The sequence below is a fragment of the Nocardioides zhouii genome (assembly GCF_004137345.1).
In the GTDB taxonomy this organism is placed as follows: Bacteria; Actinomycetota; Actinomycetes; order Propionibacteriales; family Nocardioidaceae; genus Nocardioides; species Nocardioides zhouii.
The window spans coordinates 98,960-113,335 of record NZ_SDWV01000004.1 but is presented as its reverse complement, the minus strand read 5'-3'; the positions used below and the strand labels follow the sequence as shown (position 1 = coordinate 113,335).

Here is a 14,376-nt window from a genome sequence, read left to right as displayed (position 1 = left end):
GTGCAGCGCGGACCGTACGACGTGTGGGCACCGCGTCCGCAGCAGGTGCACCTGGTCGTGGCGGGCGAGACCGTCGCAATGACGCAGGGTGACGACGGGTGGTGGACTCCCAGCGAGCCGCTGACGGCAACGGACACCGCCGTCGAATACGGCTACCTGATCGACGACGACCCCGACCCGCGCCCCGACCCGCGGTCGCGCCGCCAGCCCGACGGCGTGCACGGCCTGTCGCGGCGGGACGCGACGACGTACGCGTGGAACGACGCCTCCTGGACCGGTCGCCAGCTCGCGGGATCGGTGATCTACGAGCTGCACATCGGGACGTTCACCCCGGAGGGCACGCTCGACGCCGCCGCGCACAAGCTCGACCACGTCCTCGACCTCGGCGTCGACCTCGTCGAGGTGATGCCGGTCAACGCCTTCAACGGCACGCACAACTGGGGCTACGACGGCGTCGCCTGGTTCGCCGTCCACGAGCAGTACGGCGGCCCGGACGCCTACCGGCGGTTCGTCGACGCCTGCCACGCGAAGGGTCTCGGCGTCGTGCAGGACGTGGTGCACAACCACCTCGGCCCGTCGGGCAACTACCTCCCGCTGTTCGGGCCCTACCTCAAGCCGGGCCGCAACACCTGGGGCGACCTGATCAACCTCGACGGCGAGGACGCGGCCGAGGTGCGCCGCTACATCCTCGACAACGTGCGCATGTGGTTCGAGGAGTTCCACGTCGACGCGCTCCGGCTCGACGCCGTGCACGCGCTCAGCGACACCTCCGAGGTGCACCTCCTCGAGGAGATGGCCGTCGAGACGGCTGCGTACTCGGCCCACGTACGCCGCCCGCTGACGCTCATCGCGGAGTCCGACCTCAACGACGCGCGGCTCGTCACCCCGCGCGAGGCCGGCGGCCACGGCCTCGACGCCCAGTGGAGCGACGACTTCCACCATGCCGTGCACGTCGCGCTCAGTGGCGAGACGGCCGGCTACTACGCCGATTTCGAGCCGCTGGAGGCGCTCGCCAAGGTCTGCGAGCGCGGCTTCTTCCACGACGGCACTTTCTCGTCGTTCCGTGACCGCGACCACGGCGTGCCCGTCGACACGGACCGGATGCCCACGTGGCGGCTCGTGGTGGCCAACCAGAACCACGACCAGATCGGCAACCGCGCCCGCGGCGACCGGCTCGCCGAGCACCTCGACGACGACCAGCTCGCCTGCGCCGCCCTGCTGACGCTGGCCGGCCCGTTCACGCCGATGCTGTTCATGGGGGAGGAGTGGGCAGCCTCGACGCCGTTCCAGTTCTTCACCTCGCACCCGGAGCCCGAGCTCGGCAAGGCGACCGCCGACGGCCGGATCGCCGAGTTCGAGCGGATGGGGTGGGACCCCGCCGAGGTGCCCGACCCGCAGGACGTGGAGTCCTTCCACCGCTCGCGGCTGGACTGGGACGAGCTGACGACGGGTCGGCACGCGGTCCTGCTCGACTGCTACCGCCGGCTCGGACGGCTGCGTCGCGAGCTCCCGCAGGTGACCGACCCGTCCTTCGGCTCGGTGTCGTGCACCGTCGAGGGCCGGCTCTTCACGATGCGCCGCGGCGACCTGCTGGTGGTCGTCAACGCCGGCTCGGACGAGGCTCGCATCGAGGTCGGCGGGCGGGACGTGCTCTTCGCGACTCCGCGCGGGGTCTCCCTCGCCGCCGGGATGTTGACCGTGCCGGCCCATGTCGGCGCACTTCTCGGACCGGTCGCAACTAATCCCTGAGCTGGCGCATCTCCCTTGCGAACCGGCCCTCGCGGGCCGTACACACACGAGGGAGATCCCATGAACCGCATCACCGCCCTGGCTGCCACCGCAGCCGTCGCCGCCTCCTCGATCGCGCTGACCGCGCCGGTCGCACAGGCGGCACCCGCCAAGGCCCGCGCCTACTCGGTGAGCGCCACGGCCAACATCGAGGTCGCCGTCGCCAAGGAGGACACCGTCAAGGTGCGCGGCCGCGTCACCCCGAAGGCCGCCGGTCAGAAGGTGACCCTCCAGCAGCGCGTGGGGAACAAGAAGCGCTGGGTCTCGACCGGCACAGCGAAGATCAAGGCCAACGGGACCTACAAGCTCACCGACAAGCCCTCGACGCCCGGCTCGCGCGAGTACCGCGTGGTCAAGCCCGCGTCGAACGGGTTCGCCAAGGGCACCAGCCCGTCCGTCGAGGTCGAGGTCTACCGCTGGGAGAAGCTCGGCTACCGCACCTTCGCCGGAACCGGCTTCGCGAGCAACGGCGCGACCATCGGCACCGAGTACTTCACCGCCAGCCTCTCGACCGTCACCCCGGGCACCGCGGCCACCGCGGAGTTCACCCTCGGTCGCAAGTGCACCGCGTTGCGCGCGACGTACGCCCTCACCGACTCCTCGCTCTCCGGTTCCAGCGGCGCCGTGACCGTGTCGGCGGACGGCAAGACCCTCGCCACGCACCCGCTGGCCGTGGGCACGATCGTCGCCGACGAGGAGCTCGACCTGACCGGCGTCTTCCGCCTGAAGCTCGACGCCAGCACCACCGCGACCCCGGCTGCGACCGCCGCTGTCGCCACGCCCGAGGTCCTCTGCACGCGCTGACGCGCACCCGTTCTGCAGCGGCGGGCACGACCGGGGTCACAGGCCCGGGAGTGCTCGCCGCTGCTGTTTTCGACACCCGTCATGGCGGCGCCGTAGTGTGGGCCGATGTGGCAGGCATCGACTACGACGCAGAGATCAAGCAGCTCCTGGCGACCATGAAGACCATCGGGTCGGTGCTCAACATCGACCGGATGCGCGGTGAGATCGCCGACCTGAGCGAGCAGGTCGCCGCACCCGACCTCTGGGACGACGTCGACAGCGCGACCCGCATCACCGGTCGCCTCTCCGCGCTGCAGGGCGAGCTCGACCGGTTCACCGGCCTCGAGGCCCGCATCGAGGACCTCGGCCTGATGGTCGAGATGGCCCAGGAGGAGGGCGACGCCGACTCGCTCGCCGACTCCGAGCGCGAGCTCAACCGGATCAAGAAGTCGGTGGAGTCCCTCGAGATCCGCACCCTCCTCGCCGGCGAGTACGACGAGCGCGAGGCGATCGTGACGATCCGCTCGGGCGCCGGCGGCGTCGACGCCGCCGACTTCGCCGAGATGCTCATGCGGATGTACACGCGCTGGGCCGAGCAGCACAAGTACGGCGTCGAGGTCTACGAGGTGTCGTACGCCGAGGAGGCGGGCATCAAGTCCGCCGAGTTCGCGATCCACGCGCCCTACGCCTACGGCACGCTCTCGGTCGAGGCCGGCACCCACCGCCTGGTGCGGATCAGCCCCTTCGACAACCAGGGCCGCCGCCAGACCTCGTTCGCCGCCGTCGAGGTGGTGCCCATGCTCGAGCAGACCGACGAGATCGAGGTCGACGAGAACGAGATCCGCACCGACGTCTTCCGCTCCGGCGGTCCCGGCGGCCAGTCCGTCAACACCACCGACTCGGCGGTCCGGCTGACCCACCTCCCGACCGGCATCGTCGTGTCCTGCCAGAACGAGAAGTCGCAGCTGCAGAACAAGGCGTCCGCGATGGTCGTGCTCAAGGCCAAGCTCCTCGCCCGCAAGAAGGCCGAGGAGGCCGCGCTCAAGAAGGACCTCAAGGGCGACGTGCAGGCCAGCTGGGGCGACCAGATGCGCAACTACGTCCTCAACCCCTACCAGGTCGTCAAGGACCTGCGGACCGGCCACGAGTCCGGTAACCCCAGCGCCGTGTTCGACGGCGACCTCGACGACTTCATGGAGGCCGGCATCCGCTGGCGCCGGGGCGCCGACAAGGTCGACGCCTGACCGGACGTCATGAGAATCCTGGGTTCGAACCGATGATTCTCATGACGTTGGTGCCGGGTCAGTCCCAGGGCAGGCGCAGGATCTCGTAGAGCAGGTCAGCGACGTCCTCGCGGACGTCCATCGGCATCGGCCGGTTGGCCCCGTCGACGGCGATGAGCCCTGCCCGGTCGCCATTGGACGCGAACCAGATGGCGCCCCTGCCGTCCTCGCCACCGACGTCGTACGTCACCACGTGCACGCCGTTGGGCAGGGTCTCGACCTGCATCCCACCCGTCCGGCAGGAGCGGAGCTCATCGAGCATCGCCGCCACTCCTGCCGACGCCGTCGTCTCGCCGTCGTAGCCGGCGACCCGCCACGTGACGCCTCTCGGCGTCCCGCCGGCCGACGCCCTCCCCGTGCCTCCGGCGAGCACCTCGTCGAGGCATGGCACGTTCGGGTCGGGCGAGGCCTCCGCCCGCGACGCGCTCTGCCATCCGGCCAAGGCCCCGTCAAGGTCCACGTCCGGCCAATCCGGCAGCTGTCCCCTAGAAACCGGCTGCGACGTGACCTCTGTCATGCCTGACTGCGTCCAGCCGTCGCGCAGCCCCGCCACGAGCGCCTCGGCCACCTCCTCGGCGGTCGCGTCGTCGGCCACGCCGGTGTCGTTGACCAGCTCGAGCTGGGCACGGTCGGCCCCGATCCGTACGGTCCAGACGTCGCCGAGCCACATGTCGGCGTCCGACACGGGGTCGGGCGGCATCGAGTCGTGGCGCACCTGCACGCCGTCGACGTCGTACGTCGTCGTGGTGGCGCACGTGTTCGGGGCAGGTGTGGAGAGCCCCTCGGCGGACGTGGCGACGCCTGGGTCTGCGTAGCGCGAGAAGACGAGGACGGCCGAGGCTCCGGAGTGGCTGACGAAGCGGGAGTTCCCCCTGCTCGTCGGCTCCGGCACCTGATCCCCGCCCGGTCCACCCAGGTACGAGCACGACGCTGTCGAGAAGCTGCCGCCGCCCCACGGCGAGTAGCGCTCCCACGTCTCCCACTCGCCGATCCACCCGTCGGTGGCCGCGGCGATGGCTGCGGTGTCGAGACGTGCGGAGCGGCCGTTCGACGCCACCCCGTCCTCGGGGGACACGAGCCGCGGCACGGCGAGTCCGCCACCCACGACGACGAGCGCGGCGAGCGCCACGGCACCCACCCGCGTACGTCGTCGCCGGCGGCTGGTCGACATGGCCGCCGCGGCCCCGGGGCCGGGGGAGTGCGCGAGGTCCCGGGTGAGCGCCTCGAAGGCGCGGTCGAGGTTCTGGTCGAGGTCAGACATGGGTGGGAGCTCCGTTCGGCTCGTCGGCGAGGAGGAGGGCCAGGGCGCCGCGACCACGCGACAGGCGGGCCTTGACGGTCCCGACCGGGCAGTGCTCGAGGCGGGCGACCTCGGCGACCGGGAGGTCGGCGAGGTGGTGCAGGACGATCGCCCGGCGCTGCGGCTCGGGGATCTGCTGGAGCGCGCGTACGAGTGCCGTCGTGGTCTCGTCGGGCGGGGGAGCGGTCGACTGCTGGCGGTTGCGGGCGAGCCAGGCCGCCGCGACCCTGCTGCGGCGCCACCTGCTCACCGCGAGCCGGGTGGCCACCTGCCGCACCCACGACGCCGGCTGGTCGTAGGCCGCGACCCGGTCCCAGTGCGACCACGCCTTGACGTACGCCTCCTGGGCGAGCTCCTCGGCCGCGCCGCGGTCACCGGTGAGGGCGTACGTGCAGGCGAGCGTCCGCGGCCAGGTCGCCGTGTAGAACTCGGCGAACTCGTGCTCGGCCCCGTCGGTCATCCACGTCCCCCGTCCCGGTCGGCGCCCCGGAGGCGCCGTCATCCACCCAACACGCACCGGACCGCCCGCGGGTTGCACCGCGGCGCGCGTTTCGAGAACCCGCGCACCCCTCACGTAGCCTCGATGCGTGATTCGCTTCGAGAAGGTGACCAAGGCCTACGCCGGTCACCCGCACCCCGCGCTCGACAACATCTCCGTCGACGTCGAGAAGGGGGAGTTCGTCTTCCTCGTCGGGTCCTCGGGCTCCGGCAAGTCGACCTTCCTGCGCCTCGTGCTGCGCGAGTACCGCCCGACCTCGGGCCGGGTGTACGTCGCCGGCAAGGAGATCAACCGGCTCGCGAGCTGGAAGGTGCCCCGGTTGCGCCGCGACATCGGCACGGTCTTCCAGGACTTCCGGCTGCTCCCCAACAAGACCGTCACGGAGAACGTCGCCTTCGCGCTCCAGGTCATCGGCAAGTCCCGCAAGGAGATCAAGGACCTCGTCCCCGAGACGCTGGAGCTGGTCGGCCTCAGCGGCAAGGGCGACCGGATGCCCGACGAGCTCTCGGGTGGCGAGCAGCAGCGCGTCGCCGTGGCCCGGGCGTTCGTCAACCGGCCGATGATCCTCATCGCCGACGAGCCCACCGGAAACCTCGACCCCACGACGTCGGTCGGCATCATGAAGCTCCTCGACCGGATCAACCGCACCGGGACCACGGTCGTGATGGCGACGCACGACTCGGGCATCGTCGACCAGATGCGCAAGCGCGTCATCGAGCTCGAGAACGGCCACGTCGTACGCGACCAGGCGCAGGGCGTCTACGGCCACCAGGCCTGAGCCCCGCCTCCCCCCACGAACCGACAGATCGAGAGCCTCACCTCCATGCAGCTTCGTTACGTCTACTCCGAGCTCGGCCAGGGCCTGCGACGCAACCTGTCCATGCACCTGGCCGTGGTGCTGACCCTGTTCGTCTCGCTCACGCTCGTCGGCATGGGCGTGCTGTTCCAGCAGCAGGCCACCAAGGCCGCCGAGCAGTGGGGCAACCAGCTCCAGATCACGGTGTTCCTGTGCCGCAACGGCGACAGTAACCCGGTCTGCCCCAGCTCGGTGACCGACGCCCAGAAGACCGAGATCGAGCAGGTCGTCCAGGACAACCCCGAGGTCGCCGACTACCACTTCGAGTCGAGCGAGACGGCCCTCGACAAGGCCAAGGAGCTCTACGGGGAGGAGCTGTTCTCGGGCGACAACCCGGCCATCACGGCCGAGGACATGCCGCAGACGATCTGGATCACGCTCGACGACCCGGAGCAGTTCGAGGGCATCACGAGCGCGGTGAAGGGCCTCGACGGCGTCTCCCGCGTGCAGGACATGCGCAAGGTCATCGCCCCGATCCTGGGCGCGCTCAGCATGCTGCAGTGGGTGGCGCTGGTGACCGCCTCCGTGCTGGTCCTCGCCGCACTGCTGCTGGTGGCCAACACGATCCGGCTCGCGGCGTTCGCGCGGCGCAAGGAGATCGGCATCATGCGGCTGGTCGGCGCGTCCACGCTCTACATCGCGCTGCCCTTCCTCCTCGAGGCGCTGGTGACCGCGGTCATCGGCGTGCTGCTGGCCGGGGGAGCGCTCGCCGCCGTCCAGCAGTTCGGCATCGAGGGCCGGGGCGACGACACGTTGAAGTTCATCCCGTGGATCGGCTGGGACGAGTTCTGGCTCGCTGCCGCAGCGGTCGGGATCCTCGGTCCGCTGCTGACGCTGCTTCCGACACTCGTGCTGACGCGGAAATACCTCAAAGTCTGAGCCGCGGGGGTTACCGTCTGAGCGTTCTCTTCCCCGAACGCTCCATTCACACGAAGGCAATCACGGTGCGTCCCTTCCCCCGTACCGCTCAACGCCGCATGGCCGCAGCACTCGTTGCGGTCCTGGCACTGGGCATGTCCGCCGCGCACGCCGACGACCTCAAGGACCGGCAGCGCGAGGTCGAGCGCCAGATCAAGGGCGCCCACCAGGACCTCGACGAGTCGAGCTCCCAGCTCCGCAAGGCGGCCGCCCGGCTCGCCGCGGCCCACGAGCAGCTGTCGGTCGCCAAGACCCGGCTCGCGACGGCGCGCGGCAAGGTCGAGGTCGCGCAGGAGCGCGACGCCGAGATGCAGGCCGAGCTGGCGCAGGCCGAGCTCGACCTCGCCGAGGCCGAGGCCGAGCTCGCTCGCGGCCAGGTCGACCGCGAGGACCAGCGCGAGCGGGTCGCCAACACCGTCGCCGACATGTACTCCGAGGGCGACCCCGACCTGATCGCCTTCTCCGCGATGCTCGACGCGGTCACGACCGAGGAGCTCACCCGCCGCAACGGCGTACGCGACGTGATCGTGGGCCAGGAGGCGCGGGCGTACGACCAGCTCAAGGCCGCCGAGGTGCTCCTCGAGGTGCAGGAGGACCAGGTTTCCGAGGCGCGCGACGAGGTAGCCGACCAGCGCGAGGCCGCGGCCGAGCACCTCGAGCTGATGCAGGCCCTCGAGACCGAGCAGCAGGACGCCAAGGACTCCGTCGTCGCGCTCGTCGTCGAGCGCCGCGACGCCCGGGTCGACGCCCGCGAGGCCCGCGCGCAGGACCTGGCCAAGCTGCGCAAGCACCAGAAGCAGCAGGACCGCATCGAGGAGATGCTCCGCAAGCGTGCCGCGCGCGCTGTCGCCCGGGCCCGCGCGCTCGCTCGGGCCCAGGCCAGGTCGGCCCCCGGCGGTCCCTCGACCGGACTGCTGGCCATGCCGGTCGACGGCTACGTCACGTCGCCCTTCGGCTACCGATCACACCCCATCTACCACTACTGGGGCCTGCACGACGGCGTCGACTTCGGCGGCGGCTGCGGCACCCCGCTCCGTGCGGCCGCTCCGGGCCGGGTCATCGCGTCGTACTGGAGCGGTGTCTACGGCAACCGGCTGATCGTGGACCACGGAGTCCTCGGCGGCAAGGGCGTCGCCACGATCTACAACCACGCCAGCGGCTACACCGTGGGCGTCGGCGACCAGGTCACCGAAGGACAGGTCCTCGGCTACGAGGGCGACACCGGCTGGTCCACGGGCTGCCACCTCCACTTCACGGTGATGGCCAACGGCCAGGCCGTCGACCCGATGAACTGGTTCTGACGGGCGCACGCATCTCGTTGGACACGCTCTGGGAGAATGAACCCATGGCGAAGGAGCAGGGCCAGAAGATGGTCGCGCAGAACAAGAAGGCGCGCCACGACTACCACATCGAGGACACGTGGGAGGCCGGGCTCGTCCTGGTGGGGACCGAGGTCAAGTCCCTGCGGATGGGCCGTGCGTCGCTGGTCGACGGCTTCGCCGAGATCGACAACGGCGAGGCGTGGCTGCTCGGCGTGCACATCCCGGAGTACAGCCAGGGCACCTGGACCAACCACACCGCGCGCCGGCGCCGCAAGATGCTGCTCAACCGCTCCGAGATCGACAAGATCGAGCGCAAGATCACCGACAAGGGCTACACGATCATCCCGCTTGCGCTCTACTTCAAGGACGGCCGGGCGAAGGTCGAGATCGCCCTCGCCAAGGGCAAGAAGTCCTACGACAAGCGCCACACCCTCGCCGAGCGCGACGCCAACCGCGAGAAGGTCGAGGCGGTGCAGCGCCGGCTCAAGGGGCACCGTGACTGATCCTCGGACCTTCGCCCGAGACCTCGGCCTCCCCGGCCTGCAGGACCTGCACACCCACTTCCTGCCGCCGCGGGTGATGGCCAAGGTGCGCGCCCAGTTCGACTCCGCAGGTCCACTCATCGGTCGCGCGTGGCCGCTGCGCTACCGCGACGAGGACGACGTGCTCGTCGAGACGCTGCGCTCGTTCGGCGTACGCCGCTTCACCGCGCTGCCCTACGCGCACAAGCCCGACATGGCCGAGTTCCTCAACGACTGGGCGGTCGGCTTCGCGGCGCGGGTGCCCGAGGCGGCGGTGTGCGGCACGTTCTTCCCCGAGCCCGGCGTGGCGGCGTACGTCGCCGAGCGATCGGCAACGGTCGAGGTCTGGAAGATCCACGTGCAGGTCGGTGCCTTCACCGTCACCGACCCGCTGCTCGACGAGGCGTGGGGTGTCGTCGCCGACACCGGCACGCCGGTCGTGCTCCACGCGGGCAGCGGCCCGGTCCCCACCGAGCACACCGGCCCGGGACCGGTAGCCGACCTGCTGGCGCGCCACCCGCGGCTGCGGCTGGTGATCGCCCACGCCGGGGCGCCGGAGTACGCCGAGTTCCTCCGGCTCGCCGAGGCCTACGAGCGGGTCGCGCTCGACACGACGATGGCGTTCACGCCCTTCTTCGAGGAGATGGGCGGCGGCGCCTACCCGGCGGAGCTGCTGCCGCGGCTGCGAGACCTCGGGCTGGGCGGCAAGGTGCACCTCGGCAGCGACTTCCCGATTATCCCCTATGCGTACGGCGTCCAGCTCGACGCGCTCGCCGCGTTGGACCTGGGCGACGAGTGGCTGCGCGCGGTGTGCTGGGACAACACGGCCGCCCTGCTCAGTAGCCCGGGAACACCTGACGCAGCTCGTCGAGGGTGACGTTGCCGGTGACGGTGGCGTCGGTCGGCGTGTGGTTCTCGCCGAGTCGGCCACCCACCAGGCGTACGACCGCCTCGAGCGGACCGGCGTACGTCGCCGTCGGGTCGCTCGTGTCGGCCTCGATGGCCACGGAGTCGGTGATTGCGAGCGTGTGCTCGCCGACCGCAAGGCGGGTCGGTGCGTCGACCCGATCGGCCTTGCCGATGAACCCGAGCATGAAGCCCATGCCGTCGGCGTAGTGCTGGAGCAGCAGCTCCGCCGCGGTGCCGGTGAGGGCGGCGTCGGGGTCGGTCGCGACGCGGACGTCCCAGTCGTGCATCACTTGCTCGTTGAGCCGCATGCCCACCGCCGTCGCCACGGGCACCGGGGCCGGCAGGAAGCCGAGGTCGACGCTCGTCCTGGCGCGCTGCTCGGGCGTCAGCGACTCGTAGAGCTCGACCAGGCGCGCGTCGCTCGCGACGAATGCCTCCGCCTGGTCGGCGGGGCTCATCGCGTTCCACCGATCCCACACGGCGGTGTTCTCGGGCCGGTCGGCGTCGTCGCCCAGTGCGGCGACGAGGGTGTGGCGGGCGATCTCCGCGCCGCTGCCCAGGTGCGACAGGACGTCGGCGACCGTCCACTGGTCGGCGCCGCTGGTCGTGGCGAGGTCCTCGGCCGTCAACGTGGCGACGTGCGCCGCGAGCCGGTCGTGGGTGGCGCGGAGCTCGGCGATGGACTGGTCAACGAGGACGGTCATGTCAGTCACAACCGGACCGCGGACCGTTTGTTCCCGCTGCGCTCCCGGAGCCGCGTATGGTGCGCGCTCGATACGTTGTGGCCGTGGAGTCCGGAACCTGGATCGACGTCCTGCTCGTCCTCGCGTTCATCCTCGCCGGTGGTGTCTTCGCCGCGACGGAGATTGCGCTGGTCTCGCTGCGCTCCGGCCAGGTCGAGCGGCTCGACACCCAGGGCGGCCGCGGTCACGCCGTCGCCTCCCTCGCCCGTGACCCCAACCGGTTCCTCTCCGCGGTGCAGATCGGCGTCACGGTCGCCGGCTTCTTCTCCGCAGCATTCGGCGCCTCGACGCTCGCACCGTCCTTCGCGCCGGTCTTCGAGGGCCTCGGCGCTCCGGCGCCCGACACTGTCTCCCTGGTCGTCGTGACCCTGGTGGTCTCGTACCTCTCGCTCGTGCTCGGCGAGCTGGTGCCCAAGCGGCTGGCGCTCCAACGCTCGGTCGGCGTCGCCAAGCTCTTCGCCCCGCCGCTGGGCGGGTTCGCCACTGTGATGAAGCCGGTGATCTGGCTGCTCTCGCTCTCCACCAACCTGCTCGTCCGCCTGCTCGGCGGCAACCCCGACGCCTCCGGCGACGAGGTCGACGAGGAGGAGCTCCGGATGATGATCTCGGGCCACGAGGACATCCCCGCGGGCGAGCGCAAGATCGTCGACGACGTCTTCGAGGCCGGCGACCGCTCGATCAGCGAGGTGATGCGACCCCGCGGCGACGTCGTGTTCCTCAGCGGCGACCTGACCCTCGCGGAGGCCGTCGCCGTCATCGTCGAGCAGCCCTACACTCGCTACCCGGTGACCGGCGAGTCGTTCGACGAGGTGCTCGGCTACCTCCACCTGCGCGACGTCCTCGGCCGCGCCGACGACCACGCGACCACCGTCGCCGCCATCGCCCGCGATCTTCCGGTCCTCCCGCGCACGAACAGGGTGCTGCCCTCGATCGACCAGCTGCGCAGCCTCGGCGCCCACATCGCGCTCGTCGTCGACGAGTACGGCGGCACTGACGGGATCGTCACGCTCGAGGACCTGATGGAGGAGCTCGTCGGCGACATCCACGACGAGTACGACCGCGACGCCGAGATCGCCGCGGCCGCCGACCAGGAGACCGTCGACGCCGGCCTCACCATCGAGGACTTCGGCGAGCGGACCGGCGTCGAGCTCGAGGACGGCCCGTACGAGACGGTCGCCGGTTTCGTGCTGCACCGGCTCGCGCGGATGGCCGACGTCGGCGACAGCGTCCCCGTCGACGACTGGATGCTCGAGGTCGCGGAGGTCGACGGCCACCGCATCACGCGCGTACGACTTCACGCACCGACCCCGGCCGAGGAGCCGGCCGAGCAGTGATGCTGATGGCCGTACGACTGCTGGCACTCGTGCCGCTTGTCGTCGTCTCCGCCTGCGCCGACGGATCGGGCGCAGGGTCGGGTGACGCGCCCGTGCCGCTCACTCCCGACGGCATTGCGGCGGTGGTCGCCGACCACGTCGACCGCGAGCCGAAGCGCGTCGACCCCTGGGACGTGATGACCCGCGAGCTCGAGGTGGACGCGCCCGGCGCGGCCCTGTCGTTCGGCCGCGGTGACTTCCTGGGCGTCGCGGTCGCCCCGACCACCGACAGCCCGCTGGTGTGCGGTGACCGCTCGTTCTTCGACGAGTGCGTCGACGTGGAGCACGACGGGTCCGACCTCGTGCTGGCCTGGCAGGAGCTGGAGCCCGAGGAGGACCCCGGCGTCGTGTACGTCATCGACCGCCGCGACGATGAGGACGTGATCGCCCACTACTCCGGTGCCTCGATCACCGGCGACCCGCGCGAGCTGGACCTCGGTGTGACCGTCGACGAGATGGCCGACATCGTCACCGACGCGCGCCTGACGCTGGGGCGAGCGGAATTAGCGTTCGGCGGATGTCGGTTGTGCTGCGTAGACTGAAGGGCGCAGGCGCTCGACGGTCTGCGTTGAAAATTCAAGAGGGGCTGATCGGTTTCGACTTGGGACGTTAGTTCCAGGGGAAGCGGGTCGAGAAGCCAGCGTCATCTCGTAAACGATCGCTGGAAACCTATAGTTGCCAATTCCAATCGCAACGACTTCGCTCTCGCTGCCTGAGCAGTGATCGAAGGGTCTGACCGGGCGCCCGTCTCCGTCCCGGACCCAGGCCTCATCTAGGAGACTTGCTGATCACTCTCTGTCAGGAGGGGTGATCGGGACTCAATCCTGACTGGGCCTGTCGGCGACGTGTCTGTGCGAGCGCCGGGGCCGAGAAAAGCGACAACACTGACTGCACCCGGAGAAGACCTGGTTCGACGCTCGAGGACCGGGGTTCGATTCCCCGCAGCTCCACGCTCGATCGAGGGCGACGTGTGTCACGGCTTCGCCGTTGACCACGTCGCCTTCGCCATGTGTTGCCTCGCTGCGCTCGGCGGCGGGGGCTTCGCCACCCGCACCCCCTTTGCTCCGATGGTGCGGTCTCTTGAGCTTCGCCACCCGCACCCCTCCGACGGTTGTCAGCCGACCAGTAGCCGGTCGGGCTCGTCGACCTCGAGCTCGGGGCCTTCCTTTTCGTGGCGTCGTCCGGCGAGGTGGAAGATCGCCATCGCGACGGCGGCGACCAGGGCGTACTCGAGACCGAGGAGCACGTTCAGGCGGTCGCGGTCGGCACCGGTGACCATCGAGAAGAAGAAGGCGTTGCCGAACGCGTTGAGCATCGAGTGCCAGACGGCGGCGAGGGTCCACGAACCGCGGCGGTTCCGCAGCAGGAGGAGGACGACCAGCTGGAAGCCGGCGTTGCCCAGGATGCCCACCACCAGTGGCATGTCACCGGTGAGCATGAGCGGGAGGTGCCAGAAGATCCGCAGCGGAGCCAGCACACCGAACGCCCCGAGCAGTCCGAAGCGTCGCAGCAGGACCGGGGCGGCGAACGCCGTCCAGCCGGCCTCCTCGCCGAGCCCGACGAACACCAGCATCGCGAGGAAGGTCACCGGCACCTCGGGCCAGCTGCCGAGCTGTCCGGCTGTCGGCAGCGGCGCTCCCAGCTGGTGGTTCACCAGCACGATCGCGACCTGCAGGAGCGCCGGGGCGCCGAACGCGAGGGCGTACAGCCAGGGTGACGCAGCCCAGCGCCGCAGGGTCCTGCCCCAGGCGAACAGCGCCTCGCGGCCCTGGCAGGACGTGACCAGGAGCGCCGCGATCACCGGACCCAGGGGGAAGTTCTCGGGGTTGGACCCGATGCCCAGGGCGGTGACGATGTACGGCATCCAGCCGAACAGGCAGGCGAGCACGGCGAAGGCGGAGATCGGATGTCTCCGGACGAGCTGGACGGGCGTGGTCATCGGGTCTCCCGGGGTCGTGCGGTTCCGGTCGGAACCAGCAGAGCCACGCTCCCGCGAACCGGGCGCTGCGGGCGTCGGGCTCCGGGCCCGACCTCGAGCGGTACCCGGGTGCCGGCTCCGAGCGCCGTTCTCATCCTCCAGA

14 protein-coding genes and 1 other RNA gene are annotated in these 14,376 nt (G+C 70.5%); 11 read left to right on the top strand and 4 right to left on the bottom strand.

Annotation, left to right across the window (positions count from 1 at the left end; genetic code table 11):
• The 3 genes from treZ to prfB all read left to right on the top strand — a co-directional run bounded on the left by treZ (position 1) and on the right by prfB (position 3,815).
• The gene (gene treZ / locus EUA94_RS05255) at positions 1 to 1,749 is read left to right on the top strand and encodes a malto-oligosyltrehalose trehalohydrolase (RefSeq protein WP_129425414.1); all 1,749 of its coding nucleotides are present in this window, start codon (positions 1 to 3) and stop codon (positions 1,747 to 1,749) included.
• A gap of 60 nt (positions 1,750 to 1,809) precedes the next feature.
• Positions 1,810 to 2,592 (top strand): hypothetical protein, encoded by a 783-nt coding sequence (locus EUA94_RS05250; protein WP_129425412.1) that lies wholly within the window; start codon positions 1,810 to 1,812, stop codon positions 2,590 to 2,592.
• Positions 2,593 to 2,699: 107 nt separating this feature from the next.
• Positions 2,700 to 3,815 (top strand): peptide chain release factor 2, encoded by a 1,116-nt coding sequence (prfB, locus tag EUA94_RS05245; protein WP_129425410.1) that lies wholly within the window; start codon positions 2,700 to 2,702, stop codon positions 3,813 to 3,815.
• Positions 3,816 to 3,873: 58 nt separating this feature from the next.
• On the opposite strand, the gene EUA94_RS05240 is transcribed toward prfB, so the two are convergent.
• Both EUA94_RS05240 and EUA94_RS05235 read right to left on the bottom strand, forming a co-directional pair.
• Positions 3,874 to 5,115: a hypothetical protein gene (locus tag EUA94_RS05240; protein WP_129425408.1), complete on the bottom strand. Its 1,242-nt coding sequence runs from the start codon at positions 5,113 to 5,115 to the stop codon at positions 3,874 to 3,876.
• Positions 5,108 to 5,614, bottom strand: coding sequence for a SigE family RNA polymerase sigma factor (locus EUA94_RS05235; protein ID WP_129425406.1), 507 nt, complete (start codon positions 5,612 to 5,614; stop codon positions 5,108 to 5,110). Before EUA94_RS05235 ends, EUA94_RS05240 begins: the two co-directional genes overlap by 8 nt.
• Before the next feature lie 127 nt (positions 5,615 to 5,741).
• On the opposite strand from EUA94_RS05235, the gene ftsE reads away from it, so the two are divergent.
• The 5 genes from ftsE to EUA94_RS05210 all read left to right on the top strand — a co-directional run bounded on the left by ftsE (position 5,742) and on the right by EUA94_RS05210 (position 10,147).
• Entirely contained in the window at positions 5,742 to 6,431 is a 690-nt protein-coding gene (gene ftsE, locus EUA94_RS05230) for a cell division ATP-binding protein FtsE (protein ID WP_129425404.1), read from the top strand.
• Positions 6,432 to 6,476: 45 nt separating this feature from the next.
• A complete protein-coding gene (ftsX, locus tag EUA94_RS05225; protein ID WP_129425402.1) occupies positions 6,477 to 7,388 on the top strand; it encodes a permease-like cell division protein FtsX in 912 nt (303 codons plus the stop codon).
• Positions 7,389 to 7,486: 98 nt separating this feature from the next.
• A complete protein-coding gene (locus EUA94_RS05220; protein ID WP_129425400.1) occupies positions 7,487 to 8,728 on the top strand; it encodes a peptidoglycan DD-metalloendopeptidase family protein in 1,242 nt (413 codons plus the stop codon).
• A gap of 44 nt (positions 8,729 to 8,772) precedes the next feature.
• Positions 8,773 to 9,252, top strand: a complete 480-nt coding sequence (smpB, locus tag EUA94_RS05215) for an SsrA-binding protein SmpB (protein WP_129425398.1) — start codon at positions 8,773 to 8,775, stop codon at positions 9,250 to 9,252.
• The gene (locus EUA94_RS05210) at positions 9,245 to 10,147 is read left to right on the top strand and encodes an amidohydrolase family protein (RefSeq protein WP_242494685.1); all 903 of its coding nucleotides are present in this window, start codon (positions 9,245 to 9,247) and stop codon (positions 10,145 to 10,147) included. Before smpB ends, EUA94_RS05210 begins: the two co-directional genes overlap by 8 nt.
• Here the strand turns inward: EUA94_RS05210 and EUA94_RS05205 are convergent.
• On the bottom strand, positions 10,107 to 10,883 hold the full coding sequence (locus EUA94_RS05205) for a maleylpyruvate isomerase family mycothiol-dependent enzyme (protein ID WP_129425396.1): 777 nt from the start codon (positions 10,881 to 10,883) through the stop codon (positions 10,107 to 10,109). The two genes, EUA94_RS05210 and EUA94_RS05205, sit on opposite strands and share 41 nt — an antisense overlap.
• Before the next feature lie 83 nt (positions 10,884 to 10,966).
• Between EUA94_RS05205 and EUA94_RS05200 the strand changes: the two genes are divergently transcribed.
• From EUA94_RS05200 to ssrA, 3 genes are all read left to right on the top strand, one after another.
• Positions 10,967 to 12,256 (top strand): hemolysin family protein, encoded by a 1,290-nt coding sequence (locus EUA94_RS05200; RefSeq protein ID WP_129425394.1) that lies wholly within the window; start codon positions 10,967 to 10,969, stop codon positions 12,254 to 12,256.
• 5 nt (positions 12,257 to 12,261) lie between these two features.
• The gene (locus EUA94_RS05195; RefSeq protein WP_129425392.1) at positions 12,262 to 12,837 is read left to right on the top strand and encodes a hypothetical protein; all 576 of its coding nucleotides are present in this window, start codon (positions 12,262 to 12,264) and stop codon (positions 12,835 to 12,837) included.
• 40 nt (positions 12,838 to 12,877) lie between these two features.
• Positions 12,878 to 13,248, top strand: a transfer-messenger RNA (tmRNA) gene (gene ssrA / locus EUA94_RS05190).
• Between the two features lie 161 nt (positions 13,249 to 13,409).
• On the opposite strand, the gene EUA94_RS05185 is transcribed toward ssrA, so the two are convergent.
• The gene (locus EUA94_RS05185) at positions 13,410 to 14,234 is read right to left on the bottom strand and encodes a CPBP family glutamic-type intramembrane protease (RefSeq protein WP_129425390.1); all 825 of its coding nucleotides are present in this window, start codon (positions 14,232 to 14,234) and stop codon (positions 13,410 to 13,412) included.
• Positions 14,235 to 14,376 lie beyond the last annotated feature (142 nt).